General features: G+C 61.9%; 16 protein-coding genes and 1 riboswitch. Of the genes, 11 read left to right on the top strand and 5 right to left on the bottom strand.

Annotated features, from left to right (window positions below):
• The first annotated feature begins 1 nt into the window (after position 1).
• From FYJ85_RS15770 to araA, 9 genes are all read left to right on the top strand, one after another.
• The gene (locus FYJ85_RS15770; RefSeq protein WP_106051304.1) at positions 2-649 is read left to right on the top strand and encodes a hypothetical protein; all 648 of its coding nucleotides are present in this window, start codon (positions 2-4) and stop codon (positions 647-649) included.
• 33 nt (positions 650-682) lie between these two features.
• Complete coding sequence (locus tag FYJ85_RS15765) at positions 683-1,438, top strand: hypothetical protein (protein ID WP_154419465.1); 756 nt, start codon at positions 683-685, stop codon at positions 1,436-1,438.
• A gap of 22 nt (positions 1,439-1,460) precedes the next feature.
• Positions 1,461-2,297: a hypothetical protein gene (locus tag FYJ85_RS15760; protein WP_154419464.1), complete on the top strand. Its 837-nt coding sequence runs from the start codon at positions 1,461-1,463 to the stop codon at positions 2,295-2,297.
• Between the two features lie 30 nt (positions 2,298-2,327).
• Positions 2,328-2,487: riboswitch (M-box (ykoK) riboswitch) on the top strand.
• A 268-nt stretch (positions 2,488-2,755) separates the two neighbouring features.
• Positions 2,756-5,446, top strand: a complete 2,691-nt coding sequence (gene mgtA, locus FYJ85_RS15755; protein WP_106051312.1) for a magnesium-translocating P-type ATPase — start codon at positions 2,756-2,758, stop codon at positions 5,444-5,446.
• A 144-nt stretch (positions 5,447-5,590) separates the two neighbouring features.
• Positions 5,591-6,277, top strand: a complete 687-nt coding sequence (locus FYJ85_RS15750; RefSeq protein WP_154419463.1) for a type 1 glutamine amidotransferase domain-containing protein — start codon at positions 5,591-5,593, stop codon at positions 6,275-6,277.
• A 209-nt stretch (positions 6,278-6,486) separates the two neighbouring features.
• Positions 6,487-8,784, top strand: a complete 2,298-nt coding sequence (locus tag FYJ85_RS15745; protein ID WP_154419462.1) for a hypothetical protein — start codon at positions 6,487-6,489, stop codon at positions 8,782-8,784.
• A 27-nt stretch (positions 8,785-8,811) separates the two neighbouring features.
• Positions 8,812-10,404, top strand: coding sequence for a ribulokinase (locus FYJ85_RS15740; RefSeq protein ID WP_154419461.1), 1,593 nt, complete (start codon positions 8,812-8,814; stop codon positions 10,402-10,404).
• On the top strand, positions 10,397-11,095 hold the full coding sequence (locus FYJ85_RS15735; RefSeq protein ID WP_106051320.1) for an L-ribulose-5-phosphate 4-epimerase: 699 nt from the start codon (positions 10,397-10,399) through the stop codon (positions 11,093-11,095). Before FYJ85_RS15740 ends, FYJ85_RS15735 begins: the two co-directional genes overlap by 8 nt.
• Positions 11,079-12,509, top strand: a complete 1,431-nt coding sequence (gene araA, locus FYJ85_RS15730) for an L-arabinose isomerase (protein WP_106051322.1) — start codon at positions 11,079-11,081, stop codon at positions 12,507-12,509. Before FYJ85_RS15735 ends, araA begins: the two co-directional genes overlap by 17 nt.
• A gap of 56 nt (positions 12,510-12,565) precedes the next feature.
• On the opposite strand, the gene uxuA is transcribed toward araA, so the two are convergent.
• The 5 genes from uxuA to FYJ85_RS15705 form a co-directional block, all read right to left on the bottom strand.
• On the bottom strand, positions 12,566-13,762 hold the full coding sequence (uxuA, locus tag FYJ85_RS15725) for a mannonate dehydratase (protein ID WP_206213237.1): 1,197 nt from the start codon (positions 13,760-13,762) through the stop codon (positions 12,566-12,568).
• Between the two features lie 3 nt (positions 13,763-13,765).
• Complete coding sequence (locus tag FYJ85_RS15720; protein ID WP_154419460.1) at positions 13,766-14,611, bottom strand: SDR family oxidoreductase; 846 nt, start codon at positions 14,609-14,611, stop codon at positions 13,766-13,768.
• Between the two features lie 59 nt (positions 14,612-14,670).
• Positions 14,671-15,759, bottom strand: a complete 1,089-nt coding sequence (locus FYJ85_RS15715; protein WP_154419459.1) for an ROK family transcriptional regulator — start codon at positions 15,757-15,759, stop codon at positions 14,671-14,673.
• A gap of 128 nt (positions 15,760-15,887) precedes the next feature.
• Entirely contained in the window at positions 15,888-16,916 is a 1,029-nt protein-coding gene (locus FYJ85_RS15710; protein ID WP_154419458.1) for an ROK family protein, read from the bottom strand.
• 121 nt (positions 16,917-17,037) lie between these two features.
• On the bottom strand, positions 17,038-17,814 hold the full coding sequence (locus FYJ85_RS15705) for a DeoR/GlpR family DNA-binding transcription regulator (RefSeq protein WP_206213236.1): 777 nt from the start codon (positions 17,812-17,814) through the stop codon (positions 17,038-17,040).
• A 188-nt stretch (positions 17,815-18,002) separates the two neighbouring features.
• Between FYJ85_RS15705 and FYJ85_RS15700 the strand changes: the two genes are divergently transcribed.
• Together FYJ85_RS15700 and FYJ85_RS15695 are read left to right on the top strand one after the other, a co-directional pair.
• Positions 18,003-18,758 carry a glycerophosphodiester phosphodiesterase gene (locus tag FYJ85_RS15700; RefSeq protein WP_154419456.1) on the top strand — a complete coding sequence of 252 codons (756 nt, stop codon included), beginning with the start codon at positions 18,003-18,005 and terminating at the stop codon, positions 18,756-18,758.
• Positions 18,755-19,834, top strand: coding sequence for a glycerol-3-phosphate dehydrogenase (locus FYJ85_RS15695; RefSeq protein WP_154419455.1), 1,080 nt, complete (start codon positions 18,755-18,757; stop codon positions 19,832-19,834). The genes FYJ85_RS15700 and FYJ85_RS15695 overlap by 4 nt, the downstream gene beginning before the upstream one ends.
• Positions 19,835-19,841: the final 7 nt, after the last annotated feature.

Genomic DNA, 19,841 nt, shown 5'->3' with positions numbered 1-19,841 from the left:
GATGAAAACAATCATGCTGTTTGCCGCCGGTCTCGTTGCCGCCGGTCTCGCTGCCGGCTGTTCTTCGACGAAAACCACGACCTTCGACCCGACCGATCCCGGCGCGAACACGGCCCGGGCGCTCGGCACGGTGTCGCAGGCCGAATGCTTCATGGCCGCGCGGGCGGCGGCCGAGAACGCGATGGCCAGCCCGAGTTTCGACCGCTTTCTCGCCCAGTACCGGCGGGAGAAGGGCGACACGCTCGCCGTGCCGCTCATGCAGGTCGGACACCTGCAGAACAAAACCGACGATCCGAATCTGCAGATGGGGCTGGTGACCGACGAACTCTGCACCGCGCTGCTGAATTCCGGGAAGGTCGAAGTCACGCTGGCGACCGGCCGCGATGCCTCGGCGACCTTTTCCGAGGCGCGCGACCTGCGTAAGGACGACAACTTCAACCAGAGCACCGTCGCCAAAAAAGGACGGCTGGAAGCGCCCCGGCTCAGTCTCGAAGGCGGCATCCTCTGGAACCGCGTCGACACCGACGGCGAAAAGGTGCAGGTCTACTCCTTCAATCTGAAGCTGGCCGACATCGACACCGGCAAAGTGATCTGGACCTATAACAAGCCGTTCGGCACGAAGAAAATCAAGGGCAGCTTCGGCTGGTAATCATCCGGGGCGGGCCGGGAAAGGGGAGAAATCATGAAAAAACTTCTGTTGCAGAGCGCTCTGCTGGCGGCCGGTTTCCTGCTGCTGGCCGGGTGCACGAATGTGGCGACCTTCGATTACAGCGCCGCCGCGGAGCCGATGGTCAGTTTCGCAGGGCCGCCGGAGGCGAAAAGCATCGCCGTGCTGCCGTTCCTCGATCAGCGGAGCCGTAAGAGCCTGCAGCAGCTTGCGCCGGCGGCGGACAGCGGATCGTTCTACCTCGGACTTCTGCCGCTGATGCCGTACGGCTACGTGAAGAAGCCGTTCCCGGAACGCAGCGACGACTTCGTGTCGCTCGGGCGGTTCCACTTCAATCCGTCGCTGGATCTGGCGGAGGCTTCGGTGCTGAGCTTGAAGGCGTCCCGCCTTTTCGGCCGCGTGGAACTGGCCGATTCGGCCGGCCGGACCGACGCGGAGTACCTCTGGCGCGGGAGCGTCAACAATACGTTCTATTCGGGTGCGATGCTGACCTACTGCATCAGTTACTTTCTCTCCCCGGCGCTCTGGGCGGTCGGCGCGCCTGAAGGTGTGTCGCGCAACGCGCTCGGCGTCAGCTTCGAGCTGGTTGAGCGCGCAACCGGCAGAATCGTCTGGCGCTACGATTACGACGGCGAGGATTACATCGTCCACTGGATCTATGCGCGGATCGGCAAAGACGTCAGCCTCTACGCGGACCTCATGCGGCAGGCGCTGAATCTCGCGCTGAGCGACCTCGCGCCCAGGCTGCCGGAACTTCAACGCTCCCGTTAAATTGCTCGCCGGGAAATCGCAGATGAATTGGAAAGCGATGTCGAGCGAAAGAATCGCAGTACAGTGCCGGATTCAAATAGAGCGGAGCAATTTGAATCCGTGGAAGCCGCTTTCCATTCTTCACGAACGCGGCGGCCGGCATGAATTTGAAATTGGAAAAAAATACCTGGAGAGCGGGGTGCGCCTGAACCGCATCTGCGGGGCGCAAATCCTCTCCCAATTGCAGCGACGGAGGAGTGAGCGAAGAAGCTTGCCGGCCGAAACGGTCGCTTTGCTGCTGCCGGCGATCGATGAGGCTGCGGACGATGAAGAGCTCGAAGTGCTGCTCCGAGCCTTGAGCTGGCAGGGGATTCCGGCGGGATTCCGGAAGCTTATGATCTATTCCCGCCATCCGAATCCGGCAATCCGGCATGTCGTCGCCTGGGGACTGCCGGGCGAAAACCGGGACGAGGCGGAGGTGCTGGCAGAACTCTCGCAGGATACTGAAATCGATGTTTGCGACTGGGCGCTCTTCAACCTCTCCAGCTGTACAACCGATTATCCGGAACTGCATGAGACATTGTGGAAGTTGACACAATCGAAGCTCCCGGTCATGCGCGGTCAGGCGCTGCTTTCCCTTGCACGCCGTCATGTAGCGGGCACGGAAAGTGCACTGATCGCCGAACTCTCCAGAAGCGATGGAGAAATGGAATTCAACTATATCTCCGAAGCAGTTGAACTTCTCGCCTCACCGGCTTTCCTGCCGATTCTTCAGTCTTTGACCAATCGCAATTTTCCGAAAGGAACATTCGCTCATCAATACATTCGCCGAATGCTCCATTGCTGCTTAAAACCCGGGAAAATTTCGAAAAGGACTTGAAACATCCGCTGTTTCGTGTTATACTGAGAAACAGTTTTCCGGTAGGCGAAGCTATCGGAGGGATACGGGTTACTGCCGCGAAGCAGTGGAGACACTGCAAGCCGGTCAGCAGTCCACATCGAAACCAAGGTGTGGACTAATGTAATTTCATCGCCCTCCGATGCCGAAGCTTGGACGGTGGGCGGTTCGAAAAGAAAGAGCCGCAGGAACGAACTCGAGAGTTATGCATCCGCCGCCGTCCGCACACGGCGGTTTTTTTATGCCCGGAATGCCGTTCCGCCGGAAACCGGAGCGGGCGCAAACCAACCAGAGGTGAAAAAATGGACGAAGGAAGCAAACGAAACGTGGAGCCTCCGGGACGAGGCGCTTCCGGCTGTCCGCATTCTTCGCGGCGCCGGAAGTGATTCCGTCCCCGGCTCCTCCCCTTTGCACACTGACGCAAACTGGAGATTTTGAGCATGAAGAAGAAAGTTTTTACCGCCGAACTCGAACGCAGGAGAAAACTGGTCCGGGAACGGCTGCTGGGCGCCGCACGAAACGGCGCGGAATCGGTGCTGCCGGAGTTTTCCGTCAGGGGACTGCAGGAGGATACGCTCCGCCGCATGCGCCGCGAATACGGCGAAAACCAGATCACCCGCCACGGGGAAGCACCGTTTCTTTCGCGGCTTGCCGAAGCGTTCATCAACCCGTTCACCCTGATTTTGTTCGCGCTTGCGGCGGTCTCATTCGTGACCGACGTCTGGTTCGCCGTGCCGGAAGAGAAAGACGCCATGACCGTCGGAATCGTGCTGACCATGGTGTTCGTGAGCGGGTTCCTGCGCTTTATTCAGGAGACCCGTTCCGGCAATGCCGCCGCCCGGCTGAGCGAGATGGTCCGTACCACCGCCGCCGTTGAACGCGATCCGGCGGGAAAAGCCGAGCTTCCGCTTGAGGAGCTCGCGGTCGGCGACATCGTCCATCTCGCCGCCGGCGACATGGTTCCGGCCGATGTCCGCATCCTCCGCTCGAAGGATCTCTTCATCAGCCAGGCCGCCCTGACCGGCGAGAGCGAACCGCTGGAGAAATCCGCCGCGGCTTCGTCCTGCGAAACCCTGCTGGAGAATCCGGCGCTGGCCTTCTTCGGCAGCAATATCGTCTCCGGCACCGCCGTCGCCGTCGTTCTCGCGGTCGGCGACGACACCGTGCTCGGCGGCATGGCCGGTTCGCTCGACGCCCCGAGGCCGGCGACCGGTTTCGAGAAGGGGGTCAACTCGGTTTCCTGGGTGCTGATCCGTTTCATGCTGGTCATGGTGCCGGTCGTGCTCTTCCTGAACGGCTTCACCAAAGGGAACTGGCAGGGGGCGTTTCTGTTCGCCGTTTCGATCGCGGTCGGCCTGACGCCGGAGATGCTGCCGATGATCGTGACGACCTGCCTTGCAAAAGGCGCGGTCGCGATGTCGAAGAGGAAGTGCATCATCAAGAATCTGAACTCGATCCAGAATTTCGGTGCGATGGATATCCTCTGCACCGACAAGACCGGAACGCTGACGCAGGATAAGGTCGTGCTTGAAATCCATATGGACATCCACGGCAACGAGGACCTGCGAGTGCTGCGCCATGCCTTCCTCAACAGCTTTCACCAGACCGGTCTGCGCAATCTCATGGATGTCGCGATCATCGAAAAGAGCCGGGAGATGTGGCCGGACGGCATTGATTCGCTCATCGAATCCTGCGAGAAGGTCGATGAGATTCCGTTCGATTTCGAACGCCGCCGCATGAGTGTCGTGGTCGCCGACCGCAGCAGCGGAAAAACGCAGATGATCACCAAAGGCGCGGTCGAGGAGATGCTTGCCGTATCGTCCCATGTCGAGTACCGGGGCCGCGTGGAGCCGCTGACAGACGAAATCGCAGCCGAAATCCTGCGCACGGTCGAACGCTTCAACGACAACGGCATGCGGGTGATCGCCGTGGCGCAGAAGAACAGCCCGTCTCCGGTCGGCGCGTTTTCGGTCCGGGACGAAGCGGATATGGTGCTGATCGGTTATCTCGCCTTTCTCGACCCGCCGAAAAGCACGACCGAGGAAGCGATCCGGGTGCTCGGCGAACACGGTGTGGCGGCCAAGGTGCTGACCGGCGACAACGACCGTGTGACCCGCTGCATCTGCCGCCAGGTCAAGTTCGGCATCGACCGCCTGCTGCTCGGCAGCGAGATCGAGCATATGGATGACGGCGAACTTGCCGCTGCCGTCGAAAAGACGAATGTGTTCGCGAAGCTCTCGCCGCAGCAGAAAGCACGGATCGTCGAAGTGCTGCGCCGCAACGGCCACACCGTCGGCTTTCTCGGAGACGGCATCAACGACGCAGCCGCGATGAAGGCCGCCGATGTCGGGATTTCGGTGGATACCGCGGTCGACATCGCGCGCGAATCGGCCGACATCATCCTGCTCGAAAAGGACCTGATGGTGCTTGAAAGCGGCATCCTTGAAGGGCGGCGGACCTACGCGAACATGATCAAGTACATCAAGATGACCGCGAGTTCGAATTTCGGCAACATGTTTTCGGTGCTGATCGCCAGCGCATTTCTGCCGTTCCTGCCGATGCTGAGCATGCAGCTCCTGCTGCTTAATCTGATCTACGACATCTCGTGCACGGCGATTCCGTGGGACAACGTCGATGCGGACTACCTGAAGAAGCCGCGCACCTGGGATGCATCGTCGGTGGCCGGCTTCATGCTGCGGATCGGACCGTCGAGCTCGGTGTTCGACATCACGACCTATCTTTTGATGTTCTACGTCATCTGTCCGGCCGTGTGCGGCGGGCTGCTGTATCACCAGCTCGGCAGCGAAGAGCTGCGCGAATACTACGAGGCCGTGTTCCAGGCCGGCTGGTTCATCGAATCGATGTGGTCGCAGTCGCTGGTGATTCATCTGATCCGCACGCCGAAGCTCCCGTTCCTGCAGAGCCGGGCTTCCTTTCCGGTGTTCGTGCTCTCGGGCGCCGGGATCGCTCTGGCGACCGCGCTGCCGTTTACCGGGTTCGGGGAACGGATCGGGCTGGCTCCGCTCCCCGGCATCTACTTCGGTTATCTGGCGCTGACGCTGATTCTCTACATGGCATTGACTCAGTTCATGAAGCGGCGCTACATCCGGCGGTACGGAGAGCTGTTGTGAAAGAGACGGATATGCATCCCGGAAATCGAATCCGCACTTGCTTTTTCGGAAATAACAGGTATAATGAATAAGTGAAGAGTGGAGTTGCAATGCGCCGGAAAAAAAGGACATTCCGGCGCAGCGGTCGCTTTTGGGAGGTTCGACATGAAGCAGGTACTGATCATTCTCGCGTCGCTCGACAAAGAGACCTGCCGCCGCTGCGTGAACGGCGGAGGGCTGGACGAATTCACGATTCCGTATTACCTGTTCCGCAAGGCCGGCTATGCGGTTTTCGTGGCAGCCCCGCACTGCGCCGGCAGGACGTTGGATCTCGAACTTCTGCGCGGAAACGCGCCGGAGTATCTGCAGGAGTGCTGGAAGGACGGTTTCGACCCGGCGCTGGCGCGGCTTTTCCCGCTCGAATCGGTTGCGGACTGGCAGTTCGACGCGGTGTTCTACCCGGGCGGCCGCTGCTGTCCCGGGGAACGGCTCGCGGCCGACCCCGGCAACACGCGGCTGCTCGGCCGCATGCTCGACTCCGGGAAGGTGGTCGGCGCCGTCTCCTACGGCCCTGCTGCGCTGCTCGGGGGAACCCGCTGCGACGGGCATCCGCTCGTGTTCCGGCGCGGCGTGACCGGACTCTCGAACGCGGAAGAGGATGCGAATCCGGAGGATTCTTCTTCCGTCCGCTTTCGGCTGGAGGACCGCCTGAAGAGCGCGGGAGCCCATTACCTGAGCCGCGAACCGTGGCTTTCGCACATCGTCGTCGACGGCAACCTCGTGACCGGGCAGAATCCGGATTCCGCCGCAGCCGTGGGCGAGGCGATGATTCACCTGCTGGAGCACGGCTGAAAGTTCATTCTCCCGTCTGCCGGATCGATCCGACTCCCTTGCCGGGCGCCGGATTTCTTTTTTTCGGGCGGGAATGGTCGAGAAAGAAGCTTTCGGCAACTGGAATTATCCGTTGTGCGGTGATAAAGTAAGGAAAAGTACCGGAAATCGGGCGGTCTCACTCCGGAAAGCGTGTTCCGCCCGAAGACAACGAAAAGGCATCCACAGTTATGAAATCGATTCTGACCATGCTCGGTATTGCGGCGGCGCTCCTGGCCGCCTGGAGCGCCCGGGCGGCAATTTACGACGCGATTCAGTTCGGCGAACCCGGTTCCGAAAAAAGCCACGGGCTGGAGAGCGACGACAGCGAAGTCATCCGGGGCGGTCTGGATGAGCCCGCCCGAATCCTTCTGCCCCGCGCCCCGGCCTCCTGGCAGGGCGGCAGCGTCAAATTCAAGCTCCGGGTCAATCCGAACCGGCAGAACTACGTGACGCTGAAGCTCTGGGGCGGCGACGTGAACGAAAATCTGCTGATACTGCATGCCGACGGCAGGCAGGTCGGCTACCGCAGCCGCGGGGATATCGGTCTGCTCGATTACGGCAGCCCGGAACCGGCCGTTCCGGGCCGGTTTTACTATGTGACGCTGCCGCTGCCGATGTCGGCCACCTACCGCCGGGAGCGCGTCGAATTCGAGATCGTTTCGACCGGCCGCATCTGGGAACCTGGACGGACCTTCGAGCAGTACCAGAAGAAGATGCTCACGCCGAGCCGCGGGCTCTACCGCTTTTACGTTCACGATCACAGCTACTTCAAACCGCCGGCGGAGGACAGGCAGGGCGCCCGTCCCGAGCCGGTGCTTCCGCCGCAGCAGCCGGAGTCGTTCGAGGCGCTGAAAGAGCGCGTCAACCGCGAACTCGACCGGCTCCTCGGTCCGGACGGGCGTTTTACGAACCAGATGCAGCTCCTGATGGCCGCCGAAGCCGCCGGGCTGGAGTGGAGCAGGGCCTGCCGGAATCCGGAGGCGGTCAGGCGGATCGTCGCCGGGCTGGACAATTGTTACCTGCGTTGGCGGGAGGACCCGTCTCTGGCCTCCGACGACCGTTCGGCGGTCTATCCGGCATGGACCGGGTTCGGCCCGGCCGCCGAGGCGGTCCGGCTGCTTCACAAGGATCTCGGTCCGTATCTTGACGAAGAGCTGCGCGGACCGGACGGGCAGCCGGTCCGGCGCCGCAAGGCGTGGGCCGATATGCTTGAGGCGGGCGTTCGTCACCTGGCCGCCTCCCGCAGCCGTCATCCGAAGCAGTCGATGATCGTCGATTTGAACCTGTACCGGAACAACCGGGGGCTCAGGCTGCTCGATCCGTCGAAGGGGCTGCCGCCGGAGGTGGTCCTCGGCTGTCTTTACGAGTCGGTCGGGCTCGAACCCTGGTCCGGCCCCCTGGACGGCAAAGGGAAACCGGTTCTGAAGTCCGGCGGGAGCGATCGTCTGTTCACCGCGAAGCGGCTGCCGAAGGAGTTCGGCTACGACGGCAATGACGGGGAACTGCCGGCGCTGGCTGCCGCGATCTATCAGGCGACGCGGCCGGAGCCCGGCAAGCCGGGGGATGAACGGATTCTCGGCGTGTTGCGCGAAATGATCCGGGCACGCAGCTTTTTCCGTTATCCGGCGCTGAATTTGGCGCACAATCCGGTCATGCGGCTCGAGACGGTCATCGGCTGGCGCGACATGCAGTTTCCCGGTGATGTGACCTACGTCCAGCGTCCCGAAAGCGGTGCATCCGTGCTGCAGGCGGCTGCGGCGGTGCTCGAACCGTACTCGACCGGAATCGTTCAGCAGATGTTCGGGGAGCGGCAGTTTTTTCCGTCGCTCGACAGGCAGATGGAGGACCGGGAGTTCCGCACGACGTTCGGGCTGCTGCATGTGCCGGAGCACTACCGGCTGCTGACGGCGCAGCCGGCGAGCTCTTCCCGGCTGCCGATGAGTGAAGGACAGCCGGACTTCGTCTTCAGCGACGAAGAGAGCGGTGTGCTCGCGGTCAAATACGGCTCGGAGATCCTGTACGCCTCGCTCTACTGGCGGGCTCCGCACGCGGTGAACTTCCTCGCCCGGATTCACCACGTCACGCCGGTGCTCGAACGTCTGGCCACAGTCCGGCAGGAGGTCGAATTCCAGCCGTCCGGCCGGATCTTCGTCCGGCCCGGCTGGACCAATTCCGGCGTCGGTGCCGGCGGGCTCAACTACCCGGACAACGTCCGCTCGATCCATGCCGGAGAAACCCTTCCGATCGCCCGGCTTCCGAAAACGGCCGGAACGGGGCAGGAGAATCCGCTCGCCGGACGGGGGGATTTCTACAAGCTTCTTTACGGTCCGTATCTCTTCGCCATGAATGCGTCGTCCCGGGAGTTCACCTTCACGACGCCGAAGAATATTGTCTATAAGCGCCTGCCGGACGGCGGCGAAATCGCGGGCGGAACCGTGCTGAAGGTCGCTCCGATGTCCACCGTCGTCCTGCGGAGGGCCAGATGAACCAATAACTGAAACAGACGGAGAGTTATGAGCAGGCTTCTGATCGGCATTGATTTCGGTTCGGACAGCGTCCGGGCGGTTCTGATCGACGCGGAGACCGGAGAAAATCTCGCTTCGCACGTCCATCCCTACCGGCGCTGGAGCGAAGGACTTTACTGCGATGCGGCGCAAAGCCGCTTCCGGCAGCATCCGCTCGATTATCTGGAGGGCATTGAAGTCGTCATCCGGCGCGTCGTCTCCGGAGTCGATCCGGCCCGGGTGGCAGGCATCGGCATCGATACGACCGGCTCGACGCCGTGTGCGGTCGATCGTGAAGGCACGCCGCTCGCGCTGAAGCCGGAATTCGCCGAAAATCCGAATGCGATGTTCATCCTCTGGAAAGACCATACCGCCATCGCCGAGGCCGCCCGGATCAACGAATACGCGAAAACGCACGGCGGAACCGACTACACGATGTACGAGGGCGGCATCTATTCAAGCGAATGGTTCTGGAGCAAGATCCTGCACACGCTGAAGAGCGACCCGGCAGTCCGCGGCGCCGCGTTCAGCTGGGTCGAGCACTGCGACTGGATTGCCGGCGAGCTCTGCGGACGCACTGATCCGCTGACCATGGTCCGCAGCCGCTGCGCCGCCGGACACAAGGCGATGTGGCATGCATCGTGGGGCGGGCTGCCGCCGGAGGAGTTTCTGAGCGGAGTCGATCCGCTGCTGGCCGGCCTCCGTTCCCGGCTTTACACCGAAACCTGCACCGCCGACGTTCCGGTCGGCACACTCTCGCCGGAATGGGCAGGCAGGCTCGGACTGCCCGGAAACGTCGTTGTCGCCGGCACCGCGTTCGACTGTCACTTCGGCGCGGTCGGCGCCCAGATCGCGCCCTATGAACTGGTCAAGGTGGTCGGAACCTCGACCTGCGACATCCTGGTCGCGCCGGAGGTGGACACCTGCGTCCGCGGCATCTGCGGGCAGGTCGACGGCTCGGTGATTCCGGGCATGGTCGGACTCGAGGCCGGGCAATCCGCTTTCGGGGACGTCTACGCATGGTTCAAGCGGCTGCTCGGCTGGGCCGGCGAAGTTTCGATTCCGGAGCTGGAAAAAGAGGCGGCGGCGATTCCGCCGGGTTCAACCGGCATCCTCGCGCTCGACTGGTTCAACGGCCGCCGCACGCCGGACGCGAATCCGCACCTGCGCGGCGCCGTCCTCGGGCTCAATCTCGGTTCGAGCGCTCCGATGGTCTACCGGGCGCTGGCTGAATCGACCGTGTTCGGCGCGCGCCGGATCATCGAACGGTTCCGCGAAGAGGGTGTTCCGGTCAAGGCCGTCGCGGCCATCGGCGGAATCGCGCGCAAATCCCCGTTCATCATGCAGATGTGCGCCGATGTCTTCAACCTGCCGATCAAGACGCCCGCCGCCGAACAGGCGTGTGCGCTCGGCGGGGCGATGTTTGCAGCGGCGGCGGCCGGGGTTTATCCCGACCTCGACGCGGCCATGCGCAAAATGGGCGCCGGGGTCGACCGCGTCTACGAACCGGATCCGGCGCACGCGGCGGTTTATGAGGAAGAGTACCGGCGATATCTCGCATACGGCAAACTTCTGGAAGAGGAGACCATGAAAAATGTTTAAGAAACTCAGGGAACAGTGCTGGAAGGCGAATCTCGAGCTGCCGAAGCTCGGGCTCGTCATCTATACCTTCGGCAACGTGAGCTCGATCGACCGCAATCGCGGCGTTTTCGCCATCAAGCCCTCCGGCGTCGATTACGACCGGATGGAGCCGAAGGACATGGTGATCGTCGATCTGGACGGAAACGTCGTCGACGGCGAGCTGCGCCCCTCCAGCGATGTGAATACGCACCTTGTCCTGTACAATGCATTTCCGCACATCGGAGGGATCGTGCATACGCACTCGACCCATGCGGTCGCCTGGGCGCAGGCGCTGCGTCCGGTGCCGATCTACGGCACGACGCACGCCGATCATCTCGCCGGCGACATTCCCTGCACGCCGCTGATGGCGGACGAACGCATCGCCAATGACTACGAAACCGAAACCGGCAACCAGATCGTCGAAAGCTTCAGGGCGGAAAAGTTGAATCCGGATGAGATTCAGATGGTTCTGGTGGCCGGGCACGGCCCGTTCACCTGGGGAGTCAATGCCGAGAAGGCCGTCTACCATGCGAAGGTGCTCGAAGAGCTCTGCCGCATGGCATACCTGACCGAACGGATCAATCCGGATGCGCCGCGCCTCAAAGCTTCGCTGATCGAAAAGCACTACAGTCGCAAACACGGAAAGAACGCTTATTATGGCCAGAAGAATTGACGAAAAAAAGTATGACATCTGGTTCATCACCGGCAGCCAGCACCTGTACGGGGAAGAGACCCTGAAGAAGGTCGCCGCCGACAGCCGCGCCGTCGTCGATGCCCTGAACCGGGACGGCAACATTTCTCAGCGCATCGTCTGGCGTCCGACCGTGACGACGCAGGCTGAAGTGACCGAAACCATCGTCGCGGCCAACAGCGATCCCGGCTGCGCCGGCGTCATCTGCTGGATGCACACGTTCAGCCCGGCCAAGATGTGGATCAACGGCCTCAAACTGCTGCAGAAGCCGATGCTGCATCTGAATACGCAGGCGAACTGCGAAATTCCGTGGTCCGAAATCGACATGGACTTCATGAATCTGAACCAGGCGGCCCACGGCGACCGGGAATTCGGCTTCGTCTGCACCCGGCTCGCTCTTTCGCGCCGGGTTGTCAACGGCTTCTACAAGTACCGCGAAGTGCAGCGGAAGATCGACGTCTGGGTCCGCGTAGCCGTGGCGTGGCGGGATTCGCAGACCATGAAAATCGCGCGTTTCGGCGACAATATGCGTGAAGTCGCCGTCACCGAAGGCAACAAGGTGTCGGCCCAGATCGCCTTCGGCTATACGGTCGACGGCTATGGCGTCGGCGATCTTCTCGAATATATCGGCCGGATCACCGACGGCGAAGTCGATTCGCTTGTAAAGGAGTATTTCGAGCTCTACACGGTTCCGGACCGCTCCGGCGCGGCCATGGCCTCGATCCGCGAAGCGGCCCGGCAGGAGCTCGGCATCCGCGCATTTCTCGAGACCGGAGGCTACTCCGGCTTCACGACCACCTTTGAAGACCTTCACGGACTCCGGCAGCTGCCGGGCCTTGCCGCGCAGCGGCTGATGGCCGACGGTTACGGCTTCGGCGCCGAAGGCGACTGGAAGACCGCGGCGCTGCTCCACTCGATGAAGGTCATGGCGTCCGGCCTTCCCGGCGGGGTGAGCTTCATGGAGGATTACACCTACCACTTCGAACGCGGCCGCGAGCGGGTGCTCGGCTCACACATGCTGGAGGTCTGTCCGTCGATCGCGGCAGGAAAGCCGTCGCTTGAGGTGCATCCGCTCGGCATCGGCGGAAAGGCCGATCCGGCCCGCCTCGTTTTCAACACCAGGCCGGGCCCGGCCGTCAATGCGAGCATGATCGAACTCGGCGACCGTTTCCGGCTCGTGGTCAACGAGGTTGAAGTCGTCGCTCCCGACGCGGACCTGCCGAAACTCCCGGTCGCCCGAACGGTCTGGATTCCGAAGCCGGATCTCGCCGAGGGGGCCCGGCTCTGGATCGAAGCGGGCGGCGCCCACCACTCCGTTCACGCTCCGGCGCTGACGTTCGAATTCATGCGCGACTATGCGCGCATGTCCGGCGCACAGTTGATCGAAATCTGCTGAAACGAAAAATTCCCGGAGGAAGCATGTCGTCTTCCTCCGGGAATTCATAATGCGGTTCAGACTCCCATGGATTTGAGGATTCCATGCTCGAGTCCGCGAATTTCCGCCAGTCCCTTCAGGCGGCCGATCGCGGTGTAGCCGGGATTCGGGCAGGGGGGCTTGGCCAGATCGTCGAGCATCGTATGGCCGTGATCGGGCCGGAACGGAATGCGCCAGTCGGCGCGTCCGGCCTTCTTGCGGCGCATCTGCTCTTCGATGATCGCCTTCACCAGGCCATACATATCGACAACGCCTTCGAGATGGTTGGCTTCGTAGAAGTTGCCTTTTCCGTCATGGGCGGTGCTGCGCAGATGGATGAAGCCGACCCGGTCGGCGCAGGCCTTGAACATCTCGACCACGTTGTTGTCGAGACGCCCGCTGAAGCTGCCGGCGCAGAAACAGACGCCGTTGGCCGGGGAATCGACCATGGCGAGCAGGCTCTTCACATCGTCGATGGTGCTGAAAATGCGCGGCAGCCCGAGGATCGAGTACGGCGGGTCGTCCGGGTGGATGACCATGATGCAGCCGGCCTTTTCGGCGACCGGGCACACTTCGGAGAGGAAGTGCTTCAGGTTCGACTCAAGATCGGAGCGCGTGAGCGTTTCGTACTTCTTCAGCATCGCGCGGACGTCTTCGAGCGTAACGCCTTTGAAACCGGGGAAGTTGTCGATGAGGCCGGTCGTGAACTTTTCGAGCGCTTCCGGGCTCAGGCTCTCATGGAACGCCTTCGCTTCGGCGACCTTTTCCGGCGTATACTCCTTTTCGGCGCCCTTGCGCTTCAGGATGAAGATTTCGAACGCCGCAAACTGCGCCTGGTTGAAGTACAGCGCCTCGGAGCCGTCCGGCAGCCGGTAGGCGAGGTCGGTGCGGATCCAGTCCAGCACCGGCATGAAGTTGTAGGTGATGACGCGGATGCCGCACTTGCCGAGATTTTCCAGCGAAATCTTGTAGTTTTCGATGTACTCTTCGCAACGGCCGCTGCGGGTCTTGATGTCCTCATGCACGGGCAGGCTCTCGACGACGCTCCAGGTGAGCCCGGCGTCTTCGATCAGCTTCTTGTGCTTCTCGATCTCCTCGACCGTCCACACTTCGCCGTACGGAATGTGGTGCAGTGAGCTGACCACGCCCGTCGCGCCGGTCTGGCGGACGAAAGCGAGCGGAACCGGGTCCTTCGGCCCGTACCAGCGAAAAGTCTGTTCCATATTGTACGGCATGACCTAGACTCCCGAAAAGGCGGAGAACGCGCCGTCGACCGGCAGCACCACGCCGTTGATGAAGGACGAAGCCGAGTCGTCCACGAGGAAAAGCAGCGCCCCCGTAAGATCCTCCGGCGTGCCGAAACGCCCCATCGGCGTATGCGCAAGAATCGTGTTGCCGCGCGCCGTCAGGCTGCCGTCCGGATTGGTCAGCAGCGTGCGGTTCTGCTCGGTCAGGAAGAAGCCCGGAGCGATCGCGTTCACGCGGATGCCGACCTTCGAAAAGTGAACCGCCAGCCACTGTGTGAAGTTGCTGACCGCCGCCTTGGCGCCCGAGTAGGCCGGAATCTTCGTGAGCGGCGTAAACGCATTCATGCTCGAAACATTGACGATGCTGCCGCATCCCTTTTCCGCCATGGCGCGGCAGAAAACCTGCGTCGGCAGCAGCGTGCCGAGGAAATTCAGATTGAAGACGAAACCGACGCCGGCCGGGTCGAGATCGAAGAAGGTCTTGAGCCCCTCGACCTGATTCTTCAGATCCTCGGGAAACAGATACTCTTTGCTCGTGGTCCCCTTCGGATTGTTGCCGCCCGCGCCGTTGACCAGAATGTCGCAGTCGCCGAACGCCGCCTTGACTGCCGCTTCGGCTTTTTTCAGGCTCTCGATGTCGAGCACGTTCGCAGCGACGCCGACCGCCCGGCCGCCCGCCGCGACGATCTCGTCGGCGACCTTCGCGGCCGCCTCTTCCTTCAGATCGAGAATTGCGACCTTTGCGCCGCTCGCCGCCAGGGACTTCGCCATGACGCTGCACAGGATCCCGCCGCCGCCGGTGACGACGGCCACTTTTCCGGTTAAATCGACTTTCATGATTCCTCCTTGCCTCCGGCGCCGGGCCGGAGCGTATGTTAATGTTGGCGACGGCGCTTCTACGCCGTCTCCTTATTGATGTTCTCGATGATGACCTTCAGCGCCGCCCCGAGCGCAGCTCCGATGCGGCCGCTTTCGGAGATTGTGATCGCCAGAGGACGGACCGGTTCCACGGCGAGACGCGCTTCCAGTCCGGCCGCAAATTCGGTTCCGAGGTCGCGGAAACGGCCGCCGAGCACGATCTGGGCCGGATCAAGCAGCATGGTCAGGAACGTGATGACATAAGCCGTTGCATCCGACAGATAGCCGATCGCCGTCACCGCACCCGGCTCGCGCCGTTTCCATGCTTCGGCCAGCGAAGCCGCATCGGGATTGCCGCCCGCATATTCAAGCAGAAACTTTTCGCTCATCGCCTGTTCGATCGGCAGCAGGGAACACCCGTCGGGGGAGGGGACGCACAACGTGCGGATTTCCCCCGCCGCACCGGAGCGCCCCTGCAGCAGCCGTCCTCCCAGGTAGATGGCAGTGCCGATGCCTCGCTCGGCCGAGATGAAGATGAAGTCCTCCGTCCGTCCGGCCGCGCCGAAATAGTATTCCCATAAAGCGGCGGTGCGCGCCCGGTTTTCCAGCAGAACCGGCAGCGAGGTCCGTTCGGAGAGCAGACCGGCGAAATTCCGCCGTTTCAGCGGGAAGTTCGCGCAATAAACGATCTCGTTCGACGCATGGTCGATCTGCCCGGCTATGGCGGCGCCGACGCCGCAGACCGGAGCCGCGGCCGCGTCCTTCAGCTCTCCGACCAGCCGGGCCGCCTGTTCAAGAATGGTTTCGAAACGGTTGTCGTGTGTAATCTCCCGGGTTACGACCGGAGTCCCGGCCGCATTGCAGAGAACGCCGCGCAGCAGAGACTCGTGGCCGATGTCGATTCCGATGCTCGCAAACCGGTCCGGTTCGAGCGTCAGCAGAATCGGCGGCTTGCCGCCGCTCGACACGCCGCATCCTGATTCCCGCAGAATCCCCTGCCGGATCAGCCCGTCCACCAGCGACGACACCGCCGGACGGCTCAGGTACATGCTCTTGGCCAGATCGGCCCGCGAACACGAACCCTGCCGGAGCAGCAGAAGCAGAAGCTTTTCGGAAGAAGACGCCATGTTTCCTCTTTGTTAATGTGATTTACAAAGTATAAAATACAGCGTTTTTATGAATTTCCAAACCGGAAATGAAAAAAAATCGATTTCTTTTGCCGCCGGAAAAAACGAGATTTGCGTTCGACGCAGTTTCAGCGCCGCCGGACCAGCCGCACGGGCGGGGCGAGCAGCTCCTGGGCGGCCAGCGACATGCCGAACAGACAGTCGTCGAGCGGATCGCCGCGAAACACCAGAGCGGGAAGATGTTCCGCCGGAATGAGCTCTCGGCTCAGCTTCATGACCGGTTCGCGCATCGATTCCTCCGGAAGTTCTCCGGCCAGCACGACAATCTCCGGATTCACCACGGCCGCGAGCGCCGCCAGCGTATCGACAATCTGACCGATCAGGCCGTTGCGGTTCGCCAGCCTCAGCGCCTGCTGTCCCCGGCTGATGCCGAAGGAAAGAAACGAGACTTCTCCGGCGAATCCGGAGAAGCCCCGGGTCAGCCTCCCGTCGACGATGATCCCGCCGCCCGGATAACGTCCGGGCGGGAATGAAAGGTAGCAGAGGGATTTCTCCGCATGGCGGACGAACCGGTTGTAATAACCGGCGGCGGCAAAATTCATGTCATTGTCGAGACAGACCGCGAACCCGAAACGTTCCTGCAGCCGTCCGGTTAAATTTTGTCCGTCGAGCTCCGGCAGTTCGCGGGAAGCGGGGAGGCCGTTCCGGACCGGGCCCGGAAACGACACGGCAGCCGCCCGGACCGGAAAGCGTTCTGCCGCCGTGGCGAGCGCTCCGGCAAGCGTCCCGAAATCGATCACTCCCGGCGAATGCGATTCGCGCCAGATGATCCGACCCGCCGCATCCGCCACACAGCAGGTCAGTATGCGGACGCCGTTTTCGACTGCCGGATGAAGCAGGGCGCTCATGGCATAGGTATTATTGTAGGTATAGAGCCGGGGAGGGCGCCCGCCGCCGGAGGCGGAACGAGCCGACTCTAGCACTTCGCCGGTCTTTACCAGTTCCGTCACCAGTGTTCCGCAGGTGGCGAGGCTCAGGCCGGTTTTCTCGGCCAGAAACTGCTTGGTGACTCCGCCCGGATATACTTTCAGCACAGCTTTCAGCAGCTCGAAATTCAACTCCCGCAGACGAATTCCGGTACCGTTCATTTCATTCATTTCAATGCATGTCTCAAATTAATACAAGACTTTTAATAAGTATTGTAAGAATTAATATAACAAGGAATTAATTGAAAATCAAGTCAGATAATCCTTTTTTATGAATCCTCGTGTCGAAATGTCATTCCGCAGCGGGAACTGTGATAACTTTGACCCCCTGCCGCCGAATGGTGTCGAGCAGCGGGCGGTTTTCGGTCCGGTCCGCCGTCACGAGGACATCGACCTGACTCCAGAACACCATCCGGGCCATGCCGTCACCGCTGAATTTGCTGTGGTCGGCCAGCATGACGGCGAGCCGGGCGTGCTCAATCATCGCCCGGGCGACCCCTGCGGTGGCGTCGCTTGTGTCGAGTACGCCTTCGGCGTCGAGGCCGCGCGCCGAAAAGAATACCGCGTCGGCATGGTAGCAGCCGATCGCCCGTTCGGCGCGCGTTCCGGTCAGGATGCCGGCTTTGCGGTCGAGCGTGCCGCCCGGAACAATGACCTCCGGCCCGTCGTCGGCCGGAAAACGCTCCCGCAGCAGCTCCGCGAGGCGGAGGGAGTTTGTGATCACGCTGCCGCTCTCGATGCCGCTGCCGAGACAGGCCGTCGTCGAGCCGCCGTGGATGAACAGCACGCTGTCGCGGCGGACCAGCTTCAACGCCTCCGCCGCGAGCAGGCGCTTCTCTTCGCTGAACCACTGTTCCCGCAATCCGAACGGAATCGACGGGTTCGATTCGGGCGGCAGCGGCCGGATTCCGCCGTGCACCCGCCGCAGAAGCCGGTTCTCGGCCAGGCGGTTGATGAGCCGGCGCGCCGTCGCAGGACTTGCGCCGATCAGGCCGGCGACCTCCTCCGTCGCGATGAAATCCCGCCCGGCCAGAAGCCGGAGAACCGTTTTTTCGTATTCGTTCCGCATGAAAGAATCCTCCTGTTTCCGTACAACATAACCGTTCCGTGCGCAAATCGCAAATCGAAACGTGATCGAATAATCATGTTTTCTGTTCATTTGCAAAAATATTCTCTGTTTCATGTTCGAATGCACTGGCGGCGGGAGATGGAACGCTCTATATTCGGCCAGACCAACAGGGAGGGGTTTGCTGAATCATGAAACGGAAAAAGATGCTGATCGCCCATCGCGGACTTTCCGCGACGTACCCGGAGAACACGCTTCCGGCCTTCGAGCAGGCGTTGCGGCTGGACGTCGACGCCATCGAATTCGACGTTCATATGTCGCGGGACGGCGAACTGGTCATCACGCACGACGACCGGATCGACCGCTGCAGCAACGGAACCGGACAGGTGCGGGATCTCACCTTCGAAGAGTTGCGCCGTCTCGATTTCGGCAGCTGGAAAGCGCCGGAATTCGCCGGAACGCGCATCCCGACGCTGACGGAAGTGCTCGATCTCGTCGAGGAGAGACGTCCCGGACTCTATCTCTGCGTCGAGCTGAAGGAGGACGACTGCGTCTGCGCCCGGAAGGTAATCCGGGAGCTCGAACGCCGGAACCGTCTCGGCAACTGCTCGATCATCAGCTTCCAGCCCGGCATGCTCTATTTCGCCAGAGGAATGAATGAGAATGTGTTCCCGCACGGTTTCATTCACGAATCGGAACTCGGGCTGCCGGAGAAGGAGGGGTATCTGAAACTGGTCCGGCGCGTCGGCGTGTCGCGCGGAGAACTCTCCGGAACCTTCTCGGCCAAACTGCACGCTCTCGGCATCGAAGTCGATTCCTGGGCCGCCGACAATGAGGAGGAGCTCCGCCGGATGCTCGACTGCGACGTCGACACGATCACTTCGAATGCGCCGGACCGGATCATTCATCTGTTGAAACCGCAACCATATGAAAGGAAATCCATATGAGCATCATCACCATCGTCGGCGCCGGCATGATGGGGTCGGCCATGTCCGGTCCCGCCGCCGACAACGGCCACGAAATCCGGCTGGTCGGAACTCCGCTCGACCGCGAAATCATCGACTCCGTCCGGGAAACCGGCTTTCATCCCACGCTGCATCAGCAGCTGCCGGCGGCAGTCGCCGCATTTCAGGCCGAAGAACTCGACAAGGCGCTTGAAGGCGCGGAACTGGTCATCGGCGGAGTCAGCAGTTTCGGCGTCGACTGGTTCGCCGAACATGTCCTGCCGCTGCTGCGTCCCGGCGTCCCGGTGCTGTCGGTCACCAAAGGGCTGCAGGACGGGCCGGATGGAACGCTTACGCCGTTCCCGCACCTGCTCGCGGAACGGCTGCCGGAGGAGAAACGCGGAATGATCCCGTTCAACGCGATCGGCGGCCCCTGCATCTGCTTCGAACTGCTTGAGCGCCGTCACACCATGGTTTACTTCTGCGGCGCCGACCTTGCCGTGCTGGAAAAAATCCGTGCGCTGCTGTCCACGGACTACTATCACATTCAGCTTACGACCGACGTCATGGGCGTGGAAGGATGTGTCGCCCTGAAAAACGCCTATGCAATGGGAGTCTCGCTCGCAGTCGGAATCGCCGACCGCGAGGTCGGAGAATTCGACGCGGCGGCAGCCGAGGCGCTCTGCACGCCGGGTGCGCCGGACCGGAACCCGGTCTACAATCCGCAGGCCGCACTGTTCGCGCAGAGCTGCCTTGAGATGCGACGCATCGTGAGCCTTGCCGGCGGCGACGGCGCGCTGGCCGGAGAACTGCCGGGGGCAGGGGATCTGTACGTCACGATCTTCGGCGGCCGCACCCGCCGGCTCGGTATGCTTCTCGGGCGCGGCATTCCGTTCACGGAAGCGCAGGAGATATTGAAAGGGGTCACGCTTGAGGCGGTTGTGATCATCACGCGCGTGGCGCGGGCTTTGCGCGCCCGCGGTGAAAATCCCGATTATTATCCGCTTCTGTTCCATATGGACGCCATCCTGAACGACGGAGCCGAAGTCGATCTGCCGTGGAGCAAATTCGGCCGTTGATCCCGGT

This window comes from Victivallis lenta (assembly GCF_009695545.1).
Classification (GTDB): domain Bacteria; phylum Verrucomicrobiota; class Lentisphaeria; order Victivallales; family Victivallaceae; genus Victivallis; species Victivallis lenta.
The sequence above is the reverse complement of the archived record's forward strand: the minus strand, read 5'-3'. Positions and strand labels throughout refer to the sequence as shown.

What these genes read in the sequence shown, in the direction of transcription:
- FYJ85_RS15735 (WP_106051320.1), top strand. Translation starts at nt 10,397, where the DNA reads ATGTTTAAGAAACTCAGGGAACAGTGCTGGAAGGCGAATCTCGAGCTG.
- mgtA (WP_106051312.1), top strand. Translation starts at nt 2,756, where the DNA reads ATGAAGAAGAAAGTTTTTACCGCCGAACTCGAACGCAGGAGAAAACTG.
- FYJ85_RS15760 (WP_154419464.1), top strand. Translation starts at nt 1,461, where the DNA reads ATGAATTGGAAAGCGATGTCGAGCGAAAGAATCGCAGTACAGTGCCGG.
- FYJ85_RS15770 (WP_106051304.1), top strand. Translation starts at nt 2, where the DNA reads ATGAAAACAATCATGCTGTTTGCCGCCGGTCTCGTTGCCGCCGGTCTC.
- FYJ85_RS15695 (WP_154419455.1), top strand. Translation starts at nt 18,755, where the DNA reads ATGAGCATCATCACCATCGTCGGCGCCGGCATGATGGGGTCGGCCATG.
- FYJ85_RS15715 (WP_154419459.1), bottom strand. Translation starts at nt 15,759, where the DNA reads ATGGCGTCTTCTTCCGAAAAGCTTCTGCTTCTGCTGCTCCGGCAGGGT.
- FYJ85_RS15765 (WP_154419465.1), top strand. Translation starts at nt 683, where the DNA reads ATGAAAAAACTTCTGTTGCAGAGCGCTCTGCTGGCGGCCGGTTTCCTG.
- FYJ85_RS15740 (WP_154419461.1), top strand. Translation starts at nt 8,812, where the DNA reads ATGAGCAGGCTTCTGATCGGCATTGATTTCGGTTCGGACAGCGTCCGG.
- FYJ85_RS15745 (WP_154419462.1), top strand. Translation starts at nt 6,487, where the DNA reads ATGAAATCGATTCTGACCATGCTCGGTATTGCGGCGGCGCTCCTGGCC.
- FYJ85_RS15750 (WP_154419463.1), top strand. Translation starts at nt 5,591, where the DNA reads ATGAAGCAGGTACTGATCATTCTCGCGTCGCTCGACAAAGAGACCTGC.
- FYJ85_RS15720 (WP_154419460.1), bottom strand. Translation starts at nt 14,611, where the DNA reads ATGAAAGTCGATTTAACCGGAAAAGTGGCCGTCGTCACCGGCGGCGGC.
- FYJ85_RS15710 (WP_154419458.1), bottom strand. Translation starts at nt 16,916, where the DNA reads ATGAATGAAATGAACGGTACCGGAATTCGTCTGCGGGAGTTGAATTTC.
- FYJ85_RS15705 (WP_206213236.1), bottom strand. Translation starts at nt 17,814, where the DNA reads ATGCGGAACGAATACGAAAAAACGGTTCTCCGGCTTCTGGCCGGGCGG.
- FYJ85_RS15700 (WP_154419456.1), top strand. Translation starts at nt 18,003, where the DNA reads ATGAAACGGAAAAAGATGCTGATCGCCCATCGCGGACTTTCCGCGACG.
- araA (WP_106051322.1), top strand. Translation starts at nt 11,079, where the DNA reads ATGGCCAGAAGAATTGACGAAAAAAAGTATGACATCTGGTTCATCACC.
- uxuA (WP_206213237.1), bottom strand. Translation starts at nt 13,762, where the DNA reads ATGCCGTACAATATGGAACAGACTTTTCGCTGGTACGGGCCGAAGGAC.